Genomic DNA, 20672 nt, shown 5'->3' on the forward strand with positions numbered 1-20672 from the left:
AATTGCCATGTCTGCCCGCATTCGCGTTCTCGTGCCCGGAAAAATCAATCCGCGGGTGATCGATCGTCTGGCGGACCGGTTCGACGTGGTGCAGATCGAAGGTGCCGATGCGACGCTGGTGACGCCGCAGATGCAGGACGTCAAGGCGATCGCCGTTTCCGGGCGCGTGCCGGCTGCACTGATGGATGCCCTGCCGCAGCTTGAGATCATCGCCAATTTCGGCGTCGGCTACGACGGGGTGGAGGTCGGGCATGCCGCGGCCAAGGGAATTGCCGTCAGCAACACGCCCGACGTCCTGACGGAAGAAGTGGCCGATACCGCGGTCGGGCTGCTGCTCAACACGCTCCGTAAATTGCCGCAGGCGGAGCAATGGCTGCGCCAAGGTCGCTGGAGCCGCGAGGGCGCGTTCCCGCTATCGCCGCTGTCGCTGCGGGGTCGAAGCGTCGGTCTTTACGGTCTTGGACGCATCGGTCTTGCGACTGCCAAGCGGCTCGAAGCCTTCGGCGTATCGATCGCCTACCATACGCGCAGCCCGCGCGAAGGCCTTGCCTATGCCTACCATTCGACGCTGACGGGGCTCGCAGCTGCGGTCGACACGCTTGTTGTCATAGTACCCGGCACCGAGGCGACGCGGCGGACGGTCAATGCCGAGGTGCTTGCCGCGCTTGGCGGCAATGGGGTGCTGATCAATGTCGGACGCGGCTCGACGGTCGACGAACAGGCCTTGATCGCGGCGCTTCAGGCGGGCGTGATCGCCGGTGCCGGTCTCGATGTCTTCGAGAACGAGCCGCAGGTGCCGGAGGCGCTTGTGGCGCTGCCGAATGTTTCGCTCCTGCCGCACGTGGCCTCTGCCTCGGCGGTGACGCGCAACGCCATGGCCGACCTCGTCGCCGACAACGTCGTGGCGTGGTTCTCGACCGGCAAAGCGCTGACGCCCGTGCCGGAAACACCGTTCACGCGACGCGGACTAAGGCCCGACGTCGACGCGCCAGGCGCAAGGTCAAACAGATAGCTCAGGCGGCCAGACGACCGGCGGCGTAGGTTCTGACCGCATCGCCGAACGCCTTGAACAGGCTCGCGGACGGCGTGTCCGTGCGCACCCAATATTCCGGATGCCATTGCACGCCGACGGCAAAGGCCTTGGAGCCGATCACCGAGACGGCCTCGATCGTGCCGTCGTCGGCAACCGCTTCGACCGCAAGACGGGGCGCGGCAGCGCCGATCGCCTGGCGATGGAGCGAGTTGACGCGGATGCGGCCGGCGCCGAGCACCGGTGCGAGGCAGCTTCCTTCCTTGACGATCACGTCCTGGCGGATGCCGTAGGCGACGTCGAGTTCCTTCACGTCGGGCTTGCGGTGATCCCAGATGCCCGGTTGGTCCTGAATTTCGGAGGCGAGCGTGCCGCCGAGCGCGACGTTCAGTTCCTGAATGCCGCGGCAGATGGCGAGAAGCGGCACGCCGCGCTCCAGCGCGCGGGTGATGAGCGGCAGGCTGGTCGCGTCGCGGCCGGGATCGAAGGGGCCGTCGCTCTCCTTGGCCTCGGCTCCATAGAGCGAGGGATGGACGTTCGAGCGGGCGCCACTTGCCAGCACGCCGTCGACCCGGTCGAGGATCTCGTCGATGTCGTTGCCGGTCTCGAGTGCCGGGATGAGGAAGGGCATGACGCCGGCGCCTTCGACGGCGGCGCGGACATATTGATGGGCAACGACATGCCAGACATTGCCGTCGAATTCGCGGAAATCGCACGGGATGGCAACGACAGGTTTCGACATCATCAGGCTCCGTTGGATGCTTGAGAAAAGCCTTGCCTTCAGTTGCAGATGAAAGTCAACTGAGAAGGTGGTGAGCGCGATCGTCGCGCCGATCCCGGGCAGCGAGACAGGAGGAGCGATCCGAAACGGCAGGAAATCGCAGGTATTTCTTCAAGAACGAGTAACCATCACAGGCGCAAGTTTGGGATCATCTACGGGCGTCGCAGAATTGTCGAAGTTGCGATCAAGCCGTTTTATTGTGCGAATGCCTATGTTTGGTTGTAGAAACCGAGTATTGTCCCGTGCGGTTCGCACTACTGAGTTGAACTCTTGGGCGATGCCGGCGAAGACACGTGGTTTTGCTGGGATTCGGTACATTTTTCGGGGCGTTAGACGAAATCTTTCGTTAAGTGATCACCCCTAACAATCCGGTAAACCGGAGCTTGGTTCATGATGCGACTTGGACAGAGCGCTCTTCCGACTGACGTGTATCTGTCATCCGTGAGCTCGCTCTACGAACATCGCAAAACGCTGGTGATCGGCATGCTGTCGCATGTCGTGACGTTCCTGCTCGTCTATCTGAAAACCAGTGATCCGCTCTATCTCGCCTGCTCCGGTGTGATCTTCGTCCTCTGGGCGCTGCGCAATCTCGACATGGCGCGGTTCGACCGGCAGGATTTCTCCAATGCTGATCGGGCGATGGTCCGCAAGTGGGAGAACCGCTACATCGTCGGCGGCGTCAGCGTCACGCTCACCTGCGGTATTGCCTGTGGCTACGCCATCGCCATCAGCCAGGACTCCTTTTCCGAGCTCGCCACCATTTCGGTGACGCTTGCGTCGATGATTTCGCTCGTCGGTCGCAATTACGGCTCCGAGCGGGCCGTGCTCCTCTTGTCTTCCTCGGCCTGCCTGCCGATCGTCATCGGCCTGCTCACGCTGCAGGACGTGTTCATGCTGGCGCTTGCCGTGCTGATCCTGCCCTTCATCCTGTCCACCTGGATGATGGCCAACAATGTGCGCGCCTTCCTCTATGAAAACGTGATGGCAGCGCGCGAGATCGCCACGATCGCCGGCCAGTTCGACACGGCGCTCAACAACATGACGCATGGGCTGTTCATGCTTGATGCCGATGGCCGGGTGGTCGTCGCCAACGAGCGGGCCTGCGAACTGCTGGCCCTCGGCGACCGCACCGAACTCAAGGGCTGGCTGCTCGATGATGTGATCCGGCGCGGCGCCCGGCGCATGCGGCTCGATCCGGACAAGACCAAGGCCATTTCGCGCCAGCTCGACCTTCTGCTCAAGGGCAAGCGGCCGCAGGTGCTGATCCCCGTCAGCGAAGAGCTGCATCTGGAATTTTCGGCGAGCCGCCGCGATAACGGCGACACGGTGCTGATTTTTGAAGACGTGACCGCGCGCGTCCAGGCGGAAAAGCAGATCCTGCATATGGTGCGGTTCGACAAGCTGACGCAGCTGCCGAGCCGCGACTATTTCGGGGAGCTGGTGCAGGCGACGGTGAGCGCGGACGACACGGCCGAACGGTTGGTCGGGTTGATGGTTCTCGACGTAACGGAATTCAAGCACGTCAATGACATGCGCGGCCATATCGTCGGCGACAGACTGCTTCATGCGATTGCCGGCCGGCTAAGGGTGCTTGCCGGTGACGATGCGATCGTCGCGCGGCTGATGGGCGACGAGTTCGTCGTGTTCATTCCCGGTGGCAGTGACGCTATTGCACTCGAAGAGCGGATGCGCGGACTTCATGCCGATCTGCGCGATACTTACGAAGCCGGCGGCTTCACCTTCAGCATGACGATGAGCGCTGGCATCGTCATCGCTTCGAGCCTCGACCTCAAGCTCGAGGACTTGCAGATCAAGGCGGATCTTGCGCTTTCGGAAACAAAGCTGCGCAACCGCGGTGGCTGCACGGCCTTCGAGGCCGAGATGGATGCGCGCTACGTCGATCGCCAGAAGCTGAAGGCGGACCTGCGCGAGGCGATCAACGCCCGCAGCCTGACGCTCTCCTACCAGCCGATGTTCGCCCCGAACGGCGGGCGCGTGGAGTGCTGCGAGGCGTTGGCGCGGTGGACCCATCCCGAACGCGGGCCGGTGCCGCCGAACGTATTCATCCAGCTTGCCGAAGAGCTCGGGCTGGTCACGGAAATCACCCGCTTTGTTCTCGACCAGGCGTGCCGGGACTGCATGAACTGGCCGGGCGACGTATCGGTGTCGGTCAACCTGTCGGTGCTCGACCTTCGCAGCAGCGAAATCGTGGTCATGGTCACGGACGCACTTCGCGTAACCGGTCTCGATGCCGCGCGGCTGCATCTGGAAGTGACGGAAAGCTGCCTGATGGACGAGCCGCTGAAGGTGCAGGCGATCCTGCGCGAACTGCGCGGACTGGGCATCACCATCGCCATCGACGATTTCGGCACCGGCTACTCGAGCCTCAGCTATCTCGATGCGCTGCCGGTCGACATCATCAAGATCGACCGTTCCTTCGTGCGCAACATCCGCGAGGATTCTCGGCGCTTCAAGCTGCTGCGTGGGACCGCCAACCTTGCCCGCGCGCTCGGCCTGCGCATCGTCGTCGAAGGTGTCGAGACGGCGGACCAGCTACAACTTATCAACGAGCACAATTGTGCCGATTTGATACAGGGCTTCGTCTTTGCCGCACCCATGCCGGCTTCGGCCATTGCTACGCTTTGCAAGAATGGTGTGCCAAAACGAGGCACAAAAACCACCAGCAAGCGCATCGCCTAACCCCTGAAATCTTCTTGAAACTGTCCTGTTTTGCTGCTGGTTTTCCGGTAGCAAGTCATTGATTAGGTGCGCCAAATTGATCCCGCTTTGGTGCGCTTGATTTCAAATCGAGCAAATAAGTTCACGAATTTTTATGGTTAATGAAAAGTTAACGGTGAACTGTTTCGATTTGCGGTTGCCGCCCCATCACCCGTCAATAGGTTAACGATTTGTTAACCATGAGGTGTTGAGTATGGGTGAGACGGTTCACCAGGCTGAGCCTGGGCGCTTTTCTGAAAAACTGATGCAATTGCTCGATCGCGTCGAATACCGGCGGGTCGAAACCGGCGAGGACATGGAGGACATCGCGCGGCTGCGCTACAAGTCCTACAAGTCCGTCAATCTGATGGAGTTGACCGGCTCGACGCTGATCGACGATCTCGATTTCGACAGTCACGCCTATGTCTTCGGTCTCTATCTAGACGAAGTGCTTGTCAGCACCGTGCGCGTTCATCATGTGACGCCGGATCATCGCGCCAGCACGTCGGGCATGATCTTCGCTCCTGAGATCGACGCGTTCCTCGATGCCGGCATGGTGCTGGTCGATCCCGGCCGGTTGGCGGTCGATCCTGACGTGATCGGCGACGAGATGCGGGCGCTTCCCTATCTGACGCTGCGACCGGTCGCGATGGCCTGCGAGTATTTCGCTGCCGACCGCTGCCTGACGGCCTGCCGTCCGCGCCACGCGGCTTTCTACAAGCGCATCTTTGCGTCGGAGACGGTTGTCGCCAAGCGCGAGAACCTCGGTGTCTACAATGCCGACGGCGCGCTTCTGGTGGCACAGGTGCGGGGGCAGCGGCCGTCGATCCTCGACCGCTACCCGGTCTTCGATTCCGAACCGTTCGAACGCCGCATGATGTTTGCCGACCGCAGCGAGGTGCCGTTTGCGCCGCTGACGATCCTGCCGACCGCGCGCATGGCGCAGACCGGCTACGGCCGCTCCTACCGGATGTCCGTCTTCCGGTAAGCGGCCTTGATTGCGCATGCGAATTCGGGGCGCGTCGAGGCGCGCCGCACCTTGCTGTGTGGCGTGACATTTCGCCCCATCAGGTACGGCTAAAGAACGGGTTTTCGTTGCGCCAGCCGTGCGCATTGTGTAAGGGCAGCTATAAGGGTTTCGCGGCTTTTCGCGAGACCATGCTTCGATAGGGGCGGCGATGACCCCAAGGTGGCGCCGCGGCATTCAGGGAGAATTTTGAACGATGGCTGAGCATCATTCTGGACCGGTCGATGTGGGCGCTCCGATGGACTATCCGGAACACGAGAAGACCTACCTCATGTTCCTGAGTGCCTCGAAGTACGGCACGCTTTTCTGCGTCGCCCTGCTGATCGCGATGGCTGCCGGCTTCTTCACGACGATGGGCCTGATCTCCTCGATCGTGCTTTTCATTCTGATCAACGTCGCCGGTTTCTTCTTCCTTCGCTAATCGGCGCGACCAAACCGACTGTTGAGGGAGCGCAGACCGTGCTTCCTCGGCGACCGGGCGTTTGCCCGGAAGAAGCTGCATGTCGCCGGCTGGAGGTGCCGACGCATATGGCTTGAGGCCCGGATGCCCGTCGTAGGGCAGGGGTGGATAATCCTCACCCGAGTGAGGGAGGAGTGGACAGCAGGCCCGCAGAGCCCGATTGCGGCTCGATGCCGGTGGATCGCCAAAGGTCCCGCATCCAGGCGATGGCTTGCTCCAGACGATTGCGCCGGGCACAGGTGTGCCGCGCACATGAGGGCGTGTCGGCCCGGTAGGCCACCCGCTTTGCAGTCGGAGAGAATGCCCGCATTCCGGCCCTGGCTCGATTGCGGCCAGGAGGGGGGACTTGTGAGCGAGATCGTCTTCGTCGCCAAGGAAACGGATCCGAACGAGGGTCGCGTTGCCGCATCACCGGATACTGTGAAGAAACTGAAAGGTCTCGGCTTCGACGTCGTCGTCGAGGCGGGCGCCGGGTTTCTGTCGCGCATTCCGGATGCCGAGTTCGAAAAGTCCGGAGCCCGGATCGGCACGACGGCAGACGCCAGGACGGCGGATGTCGTGCTCAAGGTCCGTCGGCCGACGAGTGCCGAGATTGCCGGCTACAGGTCCGGCGCCATCGTCATCGCCATCATGGATCCCTACGGCAACGAGGCGGCGATTGCCGAGATGGCGAATGCCGGATTGACCGCTTTTGCGATGGAGCTGATGCCGCGCATCACGCGCGCGCAGTCGATGGACGTGCTGTCCAGCCAGGCCAACCTCGCCGGCTATCAGGCGGTCATCGACGCGGCCTACGAATATGACCGGGCGCTGCCGATGATGATGACGGCGGCCGGCACGGTTCCTGCCGCCAAGGTCTTCGTCATGGGCGCCGGCGTTGCCGGTCTGCAGGCGATCGCGACGGCCCGCCGTCTCGGGGCCGTGGTCTCGGCAACCGACGTGCGTCCCGCCGCCAAGGAGCAGGTCGCCTCGCTCGGGGCCAAGTTCATCGCCGTCGAGGACGACGAGTTCAAGGCGGCTGAGACCGCCGGCGGCTACGCCAAGGAAATGTCCAAGGACTATCAGGCCAAGCAGGCAGCACTTGTCGCCGAGCATATCGCCAAGCAGGACATCGTTATTACCACGGCGCTTATCCCCGGCCGTCCGGCGCCGCGGCTCGTTACCCGCGAGATGCTGAAGAGCATGAAGCCCGGTTCGATCGCGGTCGACCTTGCGGTCGAGCGCGGCGGCAACGTCGAGGGGGCAGAGGCCGGCAAGGTCGCCGAGGTCGAAGGCGTCAAGGTTATCGGCCATCTGAATGTGCCTGGCCGTATCGCCGCTTCCGCCTCCGGGCTTTATGCCAAGAACCTCGTCACCTTCCTGGAGACGATGGTCTCCAAGGAGACCAAGGCGCTCGCGCTCAACATGGAAGACGAGCTCGTCAAGGCGACTGCGCTCACCCATGGCGGTCAGGTCGTGCATCCGAACTTCGGCGCCAGCAAGGGGGACAAGTGATGGCGAATGAACTTCTCGACAAGGCGCTCGCCGATCTCGACCGGGCGGTGGAAGCGGTCCGCACCGCGGCCGAATATGTGCCGGATGCGGCCGGTGCCGTCGCCCATGGCGCCACCGGCGGCGCGATCGACCCCTTCGTCTTTCGCCTGGCGATCTTCGTGCTGGCGATCTTCGTCGGCTATTACGTCGTCTGGTCGGTGACGCCGGCGCTGCACACGCCGCTGATGGCGGTCACCAACGCCATTTCCTCGGTTATCGTCGTCGGCGCGCTGCTGGCCGTCGGCATTTCCGCCTCGGGCCTTGCGACCGGCTTCGGCTTCATCGCGCTGGTGCTCGCCTCCGTCAACATCTTCGGCGGCTTCCTCGTCACCCAGCGCATGCTCGCCATGTACAAGAAAAAAGACAAGTGAGGCCGGCCTGATGAACGCCAACTTCGCAGCCTTCCTCTACCTCGTCTCGGGCGTCCTGTTCATCATGGCGCTGCGCGGCCTTTCGCATCCGACCACCAGCCGCAAGGGCAACACCTACGGCATGGTCGGCATGGGCATCGCCATCGTCACGACGTTGCTGCTCGCCAAGCCGAGTTTCGGCGGCCTGATGCTGATCGTGCTCGGCCTTGCCATCGGTGGCGGTATCGGTGCGTTCATCGCCCGCCGCATCGCCATGACGTCGATGCCGCAACTTGTTGCTGCCTTTCACTCGCTGGTCGGTCTTGCGGCCGTCATGGTGGCGGCGGCCGCCATGTATGCGCCGGAAAGCTTCGGCATCGGCACGGTCGGTGACATCCACGCGCAGGCGCTGGTCGAAATGTCGCTCGGCGTCGCCATCGGCGCGATCACCTTTACCGGCTCGGTCATCGCCTTCCTAAAGCTCGACGGTCGCATGTCCGGCAAGCCGATCATGCTTTCGGGTCGGCATGCGATCAATGCCGGCCTGGCCGCCGCGCTCGTCGTGCTGGTGATCATGCTGGTCCTGACCCAAAGCACGACGGTGTTCTGGCTGATCGTCGTACTGTCGCTGGCGCTCGGCGTGTTGATCATCATTCCGATCGGCGGCGCCGACATGCCGGTGGTTGTCTCGATGCTCAACTCCTATTCGGGCTGGGCGGCGGCCGGTATCGGCTTCACACTCGGCAACCTGGCGCTGATCATCACCGGGGCGCTCGTCGGTTCGTCCGGTGCGATCCTCTCCTACATCATGTGCAAGGGCATGAACCGCTCGTTCATCTCGGTCATCCTCGGCGGCTTCGGCGGTGAGCCAGCAGCGGCCGGCAGTGACGACGGCGTCCAGCGCACTGTCAAGCAGGGCTCGGCCGATGACGCGGCCTTCCTGATGGCGAACGCCTCCAAGGTGATCATCGTGCCCGGCTACGGCATGGCGGTCGCCCAGGCGCAGCATGCGCTGCGCGAAATGGCCGACCAGTTGAAGGCGGCCGGCGTCGAGGTCAAATATGCGATCCATCCGGTCGCGGGCCGCATGCCCGGCCATATGAACGTTCTGCTGGCGGAAGCAAACGTTCCCTATGACGAAGTGTTCGAGCTCGAGGATATCAATTCAGAGTTCGCGCAGGCCGATGTCGCCTATGTCATCGGCGCCAATGACGTCACCAACCCGGCGGCGCGCGACGACAAGTCCTCGCCGATCTACGGCATGCCGATCCTTGACGTCGACAAGGCCAAGACCTGCCTGTTCGTCAAGCGTTCGCTCGGCTCCGGCTATGCCGGCATCGACAACACGCTGTTCTACAAGGACGGCACGATGATGCTGCTTGGTGATGCCAAGAAGGTGACGGAAGACATCGTCAAGGCGCTGCACGCCTGAGGGCTGCTCGCATCGACCGATAAAGAAACGCCCGCCTTTCGGCGGGCGTTTTGCGTTGAAGGAGATGCGCGCGCCGTATGCGGCGATGTGTCGAGCTTTAGTCCAGGTCGACTTAGCCAGCCGGTGCCAGTGTCAGCTCGTCAATGCCGACGGCGAGGTTCAGGCCTTCCTGCACCTGGACATTGACCGGCTGTAGCATAAACGCCTTGTTGGTGCCGCCGCCGATCACCTTGGCGCCACCGCCGACGGCGAGACTCGCATCGGCGCCGACGCCGTAATACTCACCGGCAAGCGCGAATTCGCTGATCGGTGTGCCTGTCTTGGCAAGCACGTCCCAGATCATCGTGCTCTTTCCCGTCTTGCCGATGTCGATGCCGATCTTGCGGATCGTGCCGGCATAGACGGCCTTCGGTGCGCCATTGGTGGGCGTGAAGGTGCACATCAGGTTCTTGGTTGAGGTCAGGATCATGCCAGTGCCGCCTTCCGAACCACAAACGAGGCGGCCAAGGGCGACATAGTTTTGCGCGGCGGCCGGGCCCGTGGCAAGCGCGGCGAGCGCCAGCGCAGTGACGAGGGTTCGTTTGATCATGGCTAGTCTCCGTTCTTGATGCTTCAAGCAAACGGATGGCGGGCAGGAAGGTTCCGCTGTGCAGAGGGCAATGCCTGCAAACGAAAACGCCCGCGATGCGGTCGCGGGCGTTTCGAAATGCGTGATCGGGTTGGCTCAGGATGCCTTGACGCGGGCAAGGCCTGCGCGGGCCGGCTCGTATTTCGGGTCGAGCTGCAGCGCGTGCGAATAGGATTTCGACGCTTTGGCCTTGTCGCCCTTGCGCTCGTAGATCAGCGCCTGGTTGGCCCAGGATTCGGCGACCTTGCCGTTCAGGTTGATCGCGGTGTTGAAGTCGGAGAAGGCGTTGTCGTCGTCGCCTTGTGCGACATAGGAGATGCCGCGGCCGTTATAGGGTTCCGGCGAGCTCGGCGACAGCGAGATCGCGGTCGAGAAGTCTTCGATCGCCTGACCGTGCTGGTTGCGTGCCTGGTAGATCAGGCCGCGATTGTGATAGGCGCGCGGATCGGTGGTATCGAGCTGGATGGCCTTGTTGAAATCGTTGAAGGCGGAATCGAGCTGGCCGGCCTGGCGGTAGAGATTGCCGCGGCCGATATAGGCGACGTCGTAGTTGGCGTTGAGCTGCAGGGCCGTGTTGTAGTCGGCAAGCGCTGCCTGGGTATTGCCCATGTTGCGATGAACGAGCGCCCGGTTGGCATAGGCCTGGTAGAAGCGCGGGTTCAGCTTGATCGCCTGGTCGAAATCGGCAATCGCGCGGCGGTATTCGCCGGCGCGGCCGTAAGCCGAGCCGCGGACATTGTAGCCTTCCGGATCGCTCGGGTTGGAGGCGATGACGCTCGAAAGCGAGGCGATGTTTTCCTGCGAGCCCTGTTCGCGCTCGACCTTGTTGGTGACGGAGTCCGGACCGTCGGTCGTGCAGCCGGCGATGAGGAGGGCCGAGCCGAGAAGCAGCATGGCGGCAAGCCTCGGCTTGCGCTGGTGGCGGCGAGACGCCTCATGGACATTAAAACCGGAGACGTCCGCAGTCATGGCAGCAAGTGTCAAAGGTTGATCCCTCAAATCGACAAGGTCTCGAAAGCCATCGGCTTTCCGTTTCTGGAGCCGCTGAACTCCCCGCGGGCTCCTCAAGCCGGGCCAAAGTCGGCCTTGGCAGACCACCGGTCCAAACACTCCGGTCGGTCGTCCGTCGGTGGCAGCGTCGAGCACGCTAGCCTGTCGGCGGAAAAGATGTCCATACCAAAAAAAGGCGGTGGCGATATTTCGCCCCCGCCACGACTTACATCGAATAGCGTCGAAAAAACGACAAATCAGCGAGCCAGGAGGCCTTCGCGCTGTGCACGCTTGCGTGCCAGCTTGCGGACGCGGCGAACGGCTTCAGCCTTTTCGCGAGCGCGCTTCTGGGACGGCTTCTCGTAGTAGTCACGCATCTTCATTTCGCGGAAAATGCCTTCGCGCTGCATCTTCTTCTTGAGAGCGCGGAGCGCCTGATCGACATTGTTATCGCGGACTAGTACCTGCACGTGAATCCCGTTCCTTGGTTCGTGTTGTTTGCTGCTCCGTCAGGTGCGGAGGCAAAAGAATGACATTCGCTAAGCTGGAAGCTTTACGATTAGATGAGCGGATACCAGATCATCAGGCGAAAGTCCAGCGACGACATGAGGCGGCGCTGAAAAAAACCTGAGATACGAGTGTCGCGCGACTTATCCCCCGCCGCTTAACCGATCCATAGTCATGTCGCAACTGCGCGCAAGTCCACGCAAATGCGTCGCAAAAGAAACGTTGCGCAGGTCTCGGATTTGCGATTTCTAACTCCAACGAGAATGATCACCGGGAGTAACGGGCCGATGCGCAAATATTCAGTTTTCGCCGTGGCGCGCGAGGCGCTGCGCGGCCACAAGGGATGGGGCCCGCACTGGGCATCGCCGGAGCCGCGCAAGGAGTATGACGCCATCATCATCGGCGGCGGCGGCCATGGCTTGGGAGCAGCCTATTACCTTGCCAAGGAGCACGGCATCACCAATGTCGCGGTGCTCGAAAAGGGATGGATCGGCGGCGGCAATACCGGCCGCAACACGACGATCATCCGGTCCAACTATCTCTATGAAGAGAGCATGGACATCTACGAGCATTCGCTGAAGCTCTGGGAAAACCTCTCGCAGGATCTGAACTACAACGTCATGTATTCGCCCCGCGGCGTGATGATGCTGTCGCACAACATCCATGACCAGCAGTCGTTCAAGCGCCACATCAATGCCAACCGTCTCTACGGCATCGACAACGAGTGGCTGACGCCGGAGCAGGCCAAGGCCTATTGCCCGCCGCTCGATATCGCCAAGACTGCGCGCTACCCGATCAACGGGGCGGCCCTGCAGCGCCGTGGCGGCACGGCCCGCCACGATGCGGTTGCCTGGGGCTATGCGCGTGCGGCCTCCGACCGCGGCGTGCACATCATCCAGAACTGCGAAGTGACCGGCATCCGCCGCGACGAGGCCGGCCGGGTCGTCGGGGTCGACACCAATCGCGGCTATATCGGCGCCAAGAAGGTCGGCATTTCCGCCGCCGGCCACACCTCGGTGCTGATGCAGATGGCCGATGTGCGCGTGCCGCTCCAGAGCCAGCCGCTTCAGGCGCTGGTCTCCGAACCGCTGAAGCCGATCTTCCCTTGCGTCGTCATGTCGAACTCGGTGCATGCCTATATCTCGCAGTCCGACAAGGGCGAGTTCGTCATCGGCGCCGGCACCGACCAGTACAATTCCTATTCGCAGACCGGCGGCCTGCAGATCATTACCCATACGCTCGATGCGATCTGTGAGCTCTTCCCGATGTTCCGCCGCGTCAAGATGATGCGGCAGTGGGGCGGCATCGTCGACGTCACCCAGGACCGCTCGCCGATCCAGGGTGTCACGCCGGTTCCGGGCCTCTACCTGAACGCCGGCTGGGGTACGGGCGGCTTCAAGGCGACGCCGGGCTCGGCCCATCTCTTCGCCCATCTGATCGCCAAGGGCGAGCCGCATCGTCTCGCCGCAGGGCTGACGCTGGAGCGCTTCCGCACCGGCCGGCTCATCGACGAAGCGGCTGCCGCCGCCGTTGCGCACTGAGGATTTCGAGATGCTTCTGATCTACTGCCCCTATTGCGAGGAAGAGCGTTCCGAGCTCGAGTTCCGCGGTGCCGGCGACGCCCATATCGCCCGTCCGGAAAACATCGCCGACATCACCGACGAACAGTTCGAGGAATATTTCTTCCTGCGTCAGAACCCCAAGGGTCTGATCTTCGAACGCTGGCGCCACATCCATGGCTGCGGCCGATTCTTCAACGCCGCCCGCGACACGGTCAGCGACCGTTTCTACACCACCTACAAGGCTGGCGAACCGAAGCCTGACATCGCCACCATTCTCCAGAGCGAGCAGGACAAGAACGGCCAGGATAAGGGAGCCGCGAAATGATGGGCGCCAATCGCATTCCAGGCGTCGGCCGCCTGACCCCCGCCCGCACCGCGCGCTTCACCTTCGACGGCCGCACGCTGACGGCGCTCGAGGGCGACACGGTCGCTTCGGCGCTGCTTGCCAACGGCATTCATCTGGTCGGCCGTTCGTTCAAGTACCACCGCCCGCGCGGCATTCTTTCGGCCGGAGCCGAGGAGCCGAACGCGCTGCTCGACGTCTCGCGGGATGCCGCCCGCCGCCAGCCGAACGTGCGCGCCACGGTGCAGGAAGTCTTCGACGGCATGAAGGTGGAATCGCAGAACCGCTGGCCGTCGCTTGCCTTCGACGTCGGCGGCTTCAACGATCTCCTGTCGCCTTTCTTTGCCGCCGGGTTCTACTACAAGACCTTCATGTGGCCGAAGGCTGCCTGGCACGCGATCTACGAACCCTTCATCCGCCGTGCTGCCGGCCTCGGCGTTACGCCGACGGAAGCCGATCCGGATCACTATGCCAGCCGCTACGCGCATTGCGATGTGCTTGTCATCGGTGCGGGTGTTGCCGGTCTATCCGCAGCACTTGCCGCTGCCAAGGCCGGCGCCAAGGTGATCATCTGCGACGAGCAGCCGGAAGTCGGTGGTGCGCTTCGCTACGAGAGCGGCACGACCATCGACGGCAAGGATGGCTGGGACTGGGCGCAGGAGACCGCCAAGACGCTTGCCTCCATGGACAACGTCACGGTGCTCACCCGCACCACCGGCTTCGGCTACTACAACCACAATTTCGTCGGCCTCGTCGAGCGCGTGACCGATCATCTGGCGGCCCTCGACAAGTCGCTGCCGCGTGAACGGCTGTGGCAGGTGCGCGCCAAGAAGGTGATCCTCGCCAACGGCCAGATCGAGCGGCACATGGTGTTCGCCAACAACGACCGCCCGGGCATCATGCTCGCTTCGGCCGGCCGCACCTATCTCAATCACTTCGGCGTCGCAGTCGGCTCCAAGGTTGGCGTCTACACGGCGCATGACTCGGCCTATGAGGCGGCCTTCGACCTGAAGCGGGCCAGTGTTTCGGTTCCTGTTATCGTCGACTGCCGCGAAAATCCGGGCGAGGCGGTGCTGGCGGAAGCGCGCAAGCTCGGCATCGAGGTGCTGACCGGGCATTCGGTGATCAAGGCCGGTGGCAAGCTCCGCGTCAACTCGATCAGTGTCGCCCGCAATGGCGGCGGCTCGGCCCGCAAGTTCGCCGTCGACGCGCTTTTGGTCTCGGCCGGCTGGACACCGTCGGTGCACCTGTTCTCGCAGTCGCGCGGCAAGGTGAAGTTCGATGCGGCGACGCAGCGCTTCCTGCCAGGCACGTACCTGCAGGATTGCCTGTCGATCGGCGCCTGCAACGGCACCGACGACCTGCAGGCAACCATCGACGAGGCGCTTGCGGCCGGCGAACTGACCGCGCGTGCGGCCGGTACAGAGGGCGGTGCGCAGGTGACGCTTTCGGGCGAAAACCGCTACGGCTGGACCGGCGGCATGATCGGCGCTGCCGAAGGCGCCGGGCCGGACACCACGGTTAAGGCCTTCATCGACTTCCAGCACGACGTCTGCGCCAAGGACATTCGTCTGGCGGTGCGCGAAGGCATGCACTCGATCGAGCACATCAAGCGCTTCACCACCAACGGCATGGCGTCCGACCAGGGCAAGCTTTCCAACATGCATGGTCTGGCGATCGCCGCCGAAGCGCTTGGCAAGGACATTCCGCAGGTGGGTCTGACGACCTTCCGCCAGCCCTACACGCCGGTGACCTTCGGAGCGATCGTCAACCACTCGCGTGGTGCCCTGTTCGACCCCGCGCGCAAGACGCCGATCCATGCCTGGGAGGAGGCGCATGGCGCCGAGTTCGAGGATGTCGGCAACTGGAAGCGTGCCTGGTTCTACCCGCGCTCCGGCGAAGACATGCATGAGGCGGTCGCGCGCGAGTGCAAGACGGTGCGCGACGTGGCTGGTGTCTTCGACGCCTCGACGCTCGGCAAGATCGAGGTTGTTGGCCCGGATGCGGCGCAGTTCCTCAATCTCATGTACACCAACGCCTGGGACAACCTGAAGCCCGGCCGCTGCCGCTACGGCATCATGCTGCGCGACGACGGCTTCGTCTATGACGACGGCGTGGTCGGTCGCCTGGCGGAGGATCGCTTCCACGTGACGACGACGACCGGCGGTGCGCCGCGCGTCATGAACCACATGGAAGATTATCTGCAGACCGAGTTCCCGCACCTGAAGGTGTGGCTGACCTCGACGACGGAACAGTGGGCCGTCATCGCCGTGCAAGGACCGAAGGCGCGCGAGATCATCGCGCCGCTCGTCGAGGGCATCGACCTCTCCAACGAGGCCTTCCCGCACATGAGCGTCGCCGAGGGCAGGATCTGCGGCGTGCCGACACGGCTCTTCCGCATGTCGTTTACCGGCGAGCTGGGCTTCGAAGTCAACGTGCCGGCAGACTATGGCCAGGCGGTATGGGAAGCGATCTGGGCACGGGCCGAGCCGATGGGCGCCTGCGCCTATGGCACGGAAACCATGCACGTGCTGCGCGCCGAGAAGGGCTATATCATCGTCGGCCAGGACACCGACGGGACCCTGACGCCGGACGATGCCGGTCTTTCCTGGGCCGTCTCGAAGAAGAAGCCCGACTTCGTCGGTATCCGCGGCCTGAAACGCCCGGATCTCGTCAAGGATGGCCGCAAGCAGCTTGTCGGTCTTCTCACCAAGGATCCGAAGGTGGTGCTGGAGGAAGGCGCGCAGATCGTCGCCGACCCGAACCAGCCAAAGCCGATGACCATGCTCGGTCACGTGACGTCGTCCTACTGGTCGGCAAACTGCGGTCGCTCGATTGCGCTGGCCATGGTGGCCGGTGGCCGCGAGCGCCTCGGCCAGACGCTCTACGTGCCGATGACCGATCGCACCATTGCCGTCGAAGTGAGCGACATGGTGTTCTTTGACAAGGAAGGGGGCCGCCTCCATGGCTGACCAGGTTACTGCAAGCCGCAAGGCGGCACTCACCGCGCGCGGGGGCTCGGCCGAGGCGATCCTGACGCCTGCACCGGCAGCAACGCGCATTTCGCTGCGCGCCGGCGCCGACGCACTGCCGGCCCTTTCGGCCGCACTTGGCGTGACGCTGCCGACCCGGCCGAAGACCTCGGCCTCTTCCGGCCAGCGCCATGCGCTGTGGATCGGCCCGGACGAGTGGCTGGTCATCGACGAAAGCGAGGCCGACCTGTTGACGGCCGCGGCGTCGAGCGGCACGCTGCATTCGGCGGTCGACATTTCTCATCGCAACGTCGCCGTCATTGTCAGCGGTCCGGGCGCCGACGTGGCTATCAACAGCGGCTGCCCGCAGGATCTGTCGCTGGCGATCTTCCCGGTAGGTGGCTGCTCGCGCACGATCCTCGGCAAGGCGGAGATCATCCTCTTCCGCACTGCCGAGGATCAGTTCCGGGTCGAGTGCTGGCGGTCGTTCTCGCCCTTCGTCTTCGGACTGCTTTCCGAGGGCGCTGCTGACGCCGGCCACTAAATGAAAAAGCCGGGAGGTGCGAGCAAGCACCTCCCGGCATTCGAAGACTGTTTGAAACAGCTCGCTCTCATTGCCGAGCGAGCAAGATGCCTTTTTCGAGGAGCGTGCGCTTCGTCGCGTCGTTCAGGTCGTAATCCTGAAGGTGCTCGGGTTCGACCCAGGAATGTTCGAGGAACTCGTCGTTGAGGCTGACCTCGCGATTTTCGGCCTCACAGTCAAAGATCAGATAGATCATATGAAGCTGCTCGGTTGAGCCGTCGGCATAGGACTTTGTCCGGATGTCGTCCCGGAAGGTCCAGGGCTTGATCGTTCCGATCTCCAGACGGTCTCCGAGCTCTTCCCGGATTTCACGGCGCAGGCCCTCATCGAGACGTTCGCCCGGCTCGAGGCCGCCACCCAAAAGCGCCCATTGCCCGGGAAACACGCCGCGATCGGGCGGCATCTTGCAGAGCAGGTAGGCGCCCCTGTTCTGAATGAGCGGGCAGACGATGATACGCTGGCGCAATGACTTCTCCATTTACTGATTTTGCGACCACGACAGCCGCCTGGCTTTTTTACGCGAAGCGCAAGTACCAGAAGAGCGCAATCTCGTGCGTTCCCGGCGTCAATGCCGAATAGAGGTGTCGGTCGTGGCCGGCGAGCTCGAAGCCGTAGCGCTCGTAAAAGCGGCAGGCGGCGACATTGTTCGATTGGGTCTCAAGCCTGATCCCCGGCAGGCCCCGTTCCCGCGCCCAGGACACTGCCCTGTCCATGAGAGCTCGCGCGACGCCGGCGCGGCGCGCGTCCTTGTCGACGGCGATATCGTCCACCTCGGCATAGCCGTTCCACGCCTTCGAGAGTGCAATGTAACCGGCGAGCCGGCCGTCGAGACGCGCTGTGAAGAGGGCGGCATCCGGCCCAGCCGCGGTCTCCACAAGCTCGTCCGGGTCGGATCCATAGGTCTTGATGTAGCTCTCGACCGGAGCGACGTCGCCGAGATCGGGGCCGATGAAGGGCGGCCGTGCCTCGGACGTGACCTCGAAGGAAAAGTCGCAGCCGGCAAAGTCGCTGACGAAACGCCCGTCGGCCGGCTCGACGATGACTGCTACTGTCATGGGATCTGCCTGCTCAAACCGCCTCAGGCATCGGCGGGGCGATCCTTGGGATCGAACTGGATGATCGTCTGCCAGGTTGCCGTCAGCGCCGGCTTGCGCTCGCCTTCGATCTCGACGCTGACGTCGTAGGTGATCATCAGCATGCTGGCGCCGCGGAAGCGGGCATCGGCCATGGTGAAGTGGCCGCGCACCTTGGCGCCGCTCTTCACCGGCGCGATGAAGCGCACTTTCTCGAAGCCGTAATTGATGCCCATGGTCTGTTCGCGGATTTTCGGCAGGCAATTGTAGTTCATCGCGGAGAGCAACGAGAGCGACAGGAAGCCATGCGCGATCGTGCCGCCGAAGGGCGTTTCGGCAGCGGCCCGCACCGGGTCGACGTGAATATACTGATAGTCGCTGGTTGCCTCGGCGAATTTGTCGATTGTTTCCTGCGTGACCGTGATCCAGTCGGAAACGCCGACCTCCTTGCCGACCAGCACCTTGATCTCAGAAAGTGAAATGTCGTGCAGCATGTAAACGCCTCGAAACAAGCCCCCCAAGCGATCTATAGGCTCGCCCGTTGCAACCTGCAAGTGGTGGAAAAGCTTTAGAAAACCTCGACGAAGAAGGCAACGGAGCGCGGCGCCACGTGATCGGCGGGGGATGACGCTGCGAGCGCATCCTGCCATTTTCCATCGACGCTGTCGGGCAGGCGGAGGGGATGCGGCGCATGGCTGCGATTGATGACGACGGCAAGCCGCGTTGCCCGCTTCTGCGTGCGGTCGGGGGTGGTCAGCACCATTGTCAGATTGTCCGTTGCCGGATGCTCCCAGTCGGTCACGGTCATCGGGTGACCGTCGAGACGGCACCACTCGACGTCGCCGTTTCCTGTCAGGAACGTGGTCTCGTCGAAAACGCCGAAGCGGGAGCGCATGGCTGACAGGGCCTCAGTATGGGCGACGATCTCGTCGTCCATCGCCGTCCAGTCGAGCCAGGTGATGGCGTTGTCCTGGCAGTAGGCGTTGTTGTTGCCCCGCTGGCTGCGCCCGGCTTCGTCGCCGGCGGTCAGCATGATCGTGCCGCGGGTGGCAAAGAGCGTTCCGATGAGCGCCATCACGTCATGGCGGCGAGCCGCCTTGATTTCCGGATCCGCCGTCGGCCCTTCGGCGCCATTGTTCCAGGAATGGTTCTCGTTGTGGCCGTCGCGATTTTCCTCGCCGTTCGCCTCGTTGTGCTTGCCGGCATAGGAGACGAGATCGGCCAGCGTGAAGCCGTCATGGGCGGCGATGAAGTTGACCGTGCGCGTGCCGCTCTCACCCCAACGGGCGAAACTGCCTGAGGAGCCGGCAAGCGCTGTCGCCAGCGCGCCGATCGAATGGCGATCGCCGCGCCAGTAGATGCGGAGGTCGTCGCGGGCGCGGTCGTTCCACTCGAGGAAGGGCGCGGGGAAATTGCCGAGCTGGTAGCCACCGGGACCGATATCCCAGGGCTCGGCGATCAGCACCCGGTCGGCAAGCAGCGGATCGGCCGCAATCGCCTGAAAGAGTGGGGCATCGCGGTGGAAGCCGCCCATGTCGCGGCCGAGGATCGAGGCGAGATCGAAGCGGAAGCCGTCGACGCCGGCAGCGCTGACGAAGTGGCGCAGGCTGTCGAGGATCAGTGCCTCGACAACCGGATTGTCGCAGGCGATCGTGTTGCCGCAGCCGGTATCGTTGATCAGTTCGCCCGGGCGGTCGGTGGCGTGACGATAATAAGTCAGGTTGTCGAGGCCGCGCATCGACAGCGTTGTGCCGAAGCGATCGCTTTCACCGGAGTGGTTGAAAACGAGATCGAGGATGACGCCGATGCCGGCCTTGCGCAGCGCCTCGACGGTCTTTCGCAGCTCCTTGATGCCGCCCGGCACCAGGCGCGGATCGAGTGCCATAGGGGCGATCGGATTATAACCCCAGCCGTTCTTCAGACCGAGCGGTGGCAGATGGCGTTCGTCGATCCAGGCGACGATCGGCATCAGCTCGATGGCCGAGACGCCGAGGCGCTTCAGATGTTCGATGATGGCGGGCTCGGCGAGGGCGGCCACCGTGCCGCGCTTGGCTTTGGGTACGTCGGGATGGAGGATGGTGAAAGGCTTGACGGCGATTTCGTAGACAAGGCCGCCGGAGCGAAAGAGCGGCGCCTTCACCTTGGCAGCCTTCACCTCGGTGACGATCGCTTTCGGTACGAGGTCGGCGGTGTCATCGCCAAAGATCGTCAGGCGCGGATCATGGCCAAACGGGCGGTCGAGTTCGATGGCATAGGGATCGACGAGAAGCTTGGATGGATCGAACCAGAGACCGTGATCGGGCGAATAGACGCCATCGGCCCGGAAGCCGTAGCGCGTTCCTTTCGGCGCGTCGGGAACCTTCAAGCTGTGAATGTCGCCGTTCCGCGTCATCGGCAGCTGGCGCAGCTGTTTGGCGCCTGATTTGTCGAAAAGGCAGAGATCGATACGGGCGGCATTGTGCGACCAGACCGAAAACACGGTGCCTTCGGAGGTGATGGTGGCACCGAGGGGTGGGTTTCCTTTGGTCGGCATGAAGGCGGCCCTCTTCGTGGTGTCGTCGGTGTGTGTGACCCACCCCCCTCTGCCCGGCCGGGCATCTGCCCCACAAGGGGGAGGTTGACTTGTGGCATCCTCCCATTCCACCGATAAACCGATGCGTTGGTTTACGGGCGAGGGGATCCC

Annotated in this window: 19 protein-coding genes; 11 read left to right on the forward strand and 8 right to left on the reverse strand. The window is 63.2% G+C overall.

Going from position 1 to position 20672, the window contains the following annotated elements; all coding sequences use genetic code 11:
- Window positions 1-7: 7 nt before the first annotated feature.
- Window positions 8-1012: a 2-hydroxyacid dehydrogenase gene (locus OVA00_RS21705; RefSeq protein ID WP_268089608.1), complete on the forward strand. Its 1005-nt coding sequence runs from the start codon at window positions 8-10 to the stop codon at window positions 1010-1012.
- A 1-nt stretch (window position 1013) separates the two neighbouring features.
- Here the strand turns inward: OVA00_RS21705 and OVA00_RS21710 are convergent, their stop codons facing one another.
- Window positions 1014-1772, reverse strand: a complete 759-nt coding sequence (locus tag OVA00_RS21710; RefSeq protein ID WP_034787271.1) for a gamma-glutamyl-gamma-aminobutyrate hydrolase family protein — start codon at window positions 1770-1772, stop codon at window positions 1014-1016.
- A gap of 429 nt (window positions 1773-2201) precedes the next feature.
- Here OVA00_RS21710 and OVA00_RS21715 point away from each other — a divergent pair, with 429 nt between their 5' ends.
- The 6 genes from OVA00_RS21715 (at window position 2202) to OVA00_RS21740 (ending at window position 9331) form a co-directional block, all read left to right on the forward strand.
- On the forward strand, window positions 2202-4511 hold the full coding sequence (locus tag OVA00_RS21715; RefSeq protein ID WP_060604689.1) for a putative bifunctional diguanylate cyclase/phosphodiesterase: 2310 nt from the start codon (window positions 2202-2204) through the stop codon (window positions 4509-4511).
- A gap of 232 nt (window positions 4512-4743) precedes the next feature.
- Complete coding sequence (locus tag OVA00_RS21720) at window positions 4744-5517, forward strand: N-acyl amino acid synthase FeeM domain-containing protein (protein ID WP_060517561.1); 774 nt, start codon at window positions 4744-4746, stop codon at window positions 5515-5517.
- Between the two features lie 235 nt (window positions 5518-5752).
- Entirely contained in the window at window positions 5753-5977 is a 225-nt protein-coding gene (locus OVA00_RS21725) for an aa3-type cytochrome c oxidase subunit IV (protein WP_034786900.1), read from the forward strand.
- Between the two features lie 387 nt (window positions 5978-6364).
- The gene (locus OVA00_RS21730; protein ID WP_060517563.1) at window positions 6365-7510 is read left to right on the forward strand and encodes a Re/Si-specific NAD(P)(+) transhydrogenase subunit alpha; all 1146 of its coding nucleotides are present in this window, start codon (window positions 6365-6367) and stop codon (window positions 7508-7510) included.
- Window positions 7510-7920: an NAD(P) transhydrogenase subunit alpha gene (locus OVA00_RS21735; RefSeq protein WP_034786897.1), complete on the forward strand. Its 411-nt coding sequence runs from the start codon at window positions 7510-7512 to the stop codon at window positions 7918-7920. The genes OVA00_RS21730 and OVA00_RS21735 overlap by 1 nt, the downstream gene beginning before the upstream one ends.
- A 10-nt stretch (window positions 7921-7930) precedes the next feature.
- Complete coding sequence (locus OVA00_RS21740) at window positions 7931-9331, forward strand: NAD(P)(+) transhydrogenase (Re/Si-specific) subunit beta (RefSeq protein ID WP_268089609.1); 1401 nt, start codon at window positions 7931-7933, stop codon at window positions 9329-9331.
- A gap of 112 nt (window positions 9332-9443) precedes the next feature.
- Here the strand turns inward: OVA00_RS21740 and OVA00_RS21745 are convergent, their stop codons facing one another.
- The 3 genes from OVA00_RS21745 to rpsU form a co-directional block, all read right to left on the reverse strand.
- Complete coding sequence (locus OVA00_RS21745; RefSeq protein WP_034786890.1) at window positions 9444-9920, reverse strand: DUF992 domain-containing protein; 477 nt, start codon at window positions 9918-9920, stop codon at window positions 9444-9446.
- Window positions 9921-10055: 135 nt separating this feature from the next.
- On the reverse strand, window positions 10056-10943 hold the full coding sequence (locus OVA00_RS21750; RefSeq protein WP_034786887.1) for a tetratricopeptide repeat protein: 888 nt from the start codon (window positions 10941-10943) through the stop codon (window positions 10056-10058).
- Between the two features lie 263 nt (window positions 10944-11206).
- Window positions 11207-11419 carry a 30S ribosomal protein S21 gene (rpsU, locus tag OVA00_RS21755; RefSeq protein WP_034786884.1) on the reverse strand — a complete coding sequence of 71 codons (213 nt, stop codon included), beginning with the start codon at window positions 11417-11419 and terminating at the stop codon, window positions 11207-11209.
- Window positions 11420-11743: 324 nt separating this feature from the next.
- On the opposite strand from rpsU, the gene OVA00_RS21760 reads away from it, so the two are divergent.
- The 4 genes from OVA00_RS21760 to OVA00_RS21775 are packed head-to-tail and all read left to right on the forward strand — an operon-like array spanning window position 11744 to window position 16877.
- Window positions 11744-12997 carry a sarcosine oxidase subunit beta family protein gene (locus OVA00_RS21760; RefSeq protein ID WP_089044947.1) on the forward strand — a complete coding sequence of 418 codons (1254 nt, stop codon included), beginning with the start codon at window positions 11744-11746 and terminating at the stop codon, window positions 12995-12997.
- A 10-nt stretch (window positions 12998-13007) separates the two neighbouring features.
- Entirely contained in the window at window positions 13008-13343 is a 336-nt protein-coding gene (locus OVA00_RS21765) for a sarcosine oxidase subunit delta (RefSeq protein ID WP_034786877.1), read from the forward strand.
- The gene (locus tag OVA00_RS21770) at window positions 13340-16333 is read left to right on the forward strand and encodes a sarcosine oxidase subunit alpha (protein WP_034786875.1); all 2994 of its coding nucleotides are present in this window, start codon (window positions 13340-13342) and stop codon (window positions 16331-16333) included. Before OVA00_RS21765 ends, OVA00_RS21770 begins: the two co-directional genes overlap by 4 nt.
- Window positions 16326-16877 (forward strand): sarcosine oxidase subunit gamma, encoded by a 552-nt coding sequence (locus tag OVA00_RS21775; protein ID WP_268089610.1) that lies wholly within the window; start codon window positions 16326-16328, stop codon window positions 16875-16877. Before OVA00_RS21770 ends, OVA00_RS21775 begins: the two co-directional genes overlap by 8 nt.
- A gap of 67 nt (window positions 16878-16944) precedes the next feature.
- On the opposite strand, the gene nudI is transcribed toward OVA00_RS21775, so the two are convergent.
- The 4 genes from nudI to glgX all read right to left on the reverse strand — a co-directional run bounded on the left by nudI (window position 16945) and on the right by glgX (window position 20522).
- Window positions 16945-17382: a nucleoside triphosphatase NudI gene (nudI, locus tag OVA00_RS21780; RefSeq protein ID WP_268089611.1), complete on the reverse strand. Its 438-nt coding sequence runs from the start codon at window positions 17380-17382 to the stop codon at window positions 16945-16947.
- A gap of 49 nt (window positions 17383-17431) precedes the next feature.
- Complete coding sequence (locus OVA00_RS21785) at window positions 17432-17971, reverse strand: GNAT family N-acetyltransferase (protein WP_034786865.1); 540 nt, start codon at window positions 17969-17971, stop codon at window positions 17432-17434.
- Between the two features lie 23 nt (window positions 17972-17994).
- Window positions 17995-18483, reverse strand: a complete 489-nt coding sequence (locus tag OVA00_RS21790) for a MaoC family dehydratase (RefSeq protein WP_034786863.1) — start codon at window positions 18481-18483, stop codon at window positions 17995-17997.
- A 74-nt stretch (window positions 18484-18557) separates the two neighbouring features.
- Window positions 18558-20522 (reverse strand): glycogen debranching protein GlgX, encoded by a 1965-nt coding sequence (glgX, locus tag OVA00_RS21795; RefSeq protein ID WP_268089612.1) that lies wholly within the window; start codon window positions 20520-20522, stop codon window positions 18558-18560.
- Between the last annotated feature and the right edge of the window lie 150 nt (window positions 20523-20672).

This window comes from Ensifer sp. SL37 (genome assembly GCF_026672675.1).
Classification (GTDB): domain Bacteria; phylum Pseudomonadota; class Alphaproteobacteria; order Rhizobiales; family Rhizobiaceae; genus Ensifer; species Ensifer adhaerens.

Bases quoted from the DNA above. Each gene is read 5' to 3' on its own strand.
- OVA00_RS21705 (WP_268089608.1), top strand. From the start codon at position 8: ATGTCTGCCCGCATTCGCGTTCTCGTGCCCGGAAAAATCAATCCGCGG.
- OVA00_RS21710 (WP_034787271.1), bottom strand. From the start codon at position 1,772: ATGTCGAAACCTGTCGTTGCCATCCCGTGCGATTTCCGCGAATTCGAC.
- OVA00_RS21715 (WP_060604689.1), top strand. From the start codon at position 2,202: ATGATGCGACTTGGACAGAGCGCTCTTCCGACTGACGTGTATCTGTCA.
- OVA00_RS21720 (WP_060517561.1), top strand. From the start codon at position 4,744: ATGGGTGAGACGGTTCACCAGGCTGAGCCTGGGCGCTTTTCTGAAAAA.
- OVA00_RS21725 (WP_034786900.1), top strand. From the start codon at position 5,753: ATGGCTGAGCATCATTCTGGACCGGTCGATGTGGGCGCTCCGATGGAC.
- OVA00_RS21735 (WP_034786897.1), top strand. From the start codon at position 7,510: ATGGCGAATGAACTTCTCGACAAGGCGCTCGCCGATCTCGACCGGGCG.
- OVA00_RS21740 (WP_268089609.1), top strand. From the start codon at position 7,931: ATGAACGCCAACTTCGCAGCCTTCCTCTACCTCGTCTCGGGCGTCCTG.
- OVA00_RS21745 (WP_034786890.1), bottom strand. From the start codon at position 9,920: ATGATCAAACGAACCCTCGTCACTGCGCTGGCGCTCGCCGCGCTTGCC.
- OVA00_RS21760 (WP_089044947.1), top strand. From the start codon at position 11,744: ATGCGCAAATATTCAGTTTTCGCCGTGGCGCGCGAGGCGCTGCGCGGC.
- OVA00_RS21765 (WP_034786877.1), top strand. From the start codon at position 13,008: ATGCTTCTGATCTACTGCCCCTATTGCGAGGAAGAGCGTTCCGAGCTC.
- OVA00_RS21770 (WP_034786875.1), top strand. From the start codon at position 13,340: ATGATGGGCGCCAATCGCATTCCAGGCGTCGGCCGCCTGACCCCCGCC.
- OVA00_RS21775 (WP_268089610.1), top strand. From the start codon at position 16,326: ATGGCTGACCAGGTTACTGCAAGCCGCAAGGCGGCACTCACCGCGCGC.
- OVA00_RS21785 (WP_034786865.1), bottom strand. From the start codon at position 17,971: ATGACAGTAGCAGTCATCGTCGAGCCGGCCGACGGGCGTTTCGTCAGC.
- OVA00_RS21790 (WP_034786863.1), bottom strand. From the start codon at position 18,483: ATGCTGCACGACATTTCACTTTCTGAGATCAAGGTGCTGGTCGGCAAG.
- glgX (WP_268089612.1), bottom strand. From the start codon at position 20,522: ATGCCGACCAAAGGAAACCCACCCCTCGGTGCCACCATCACCTCCGAA.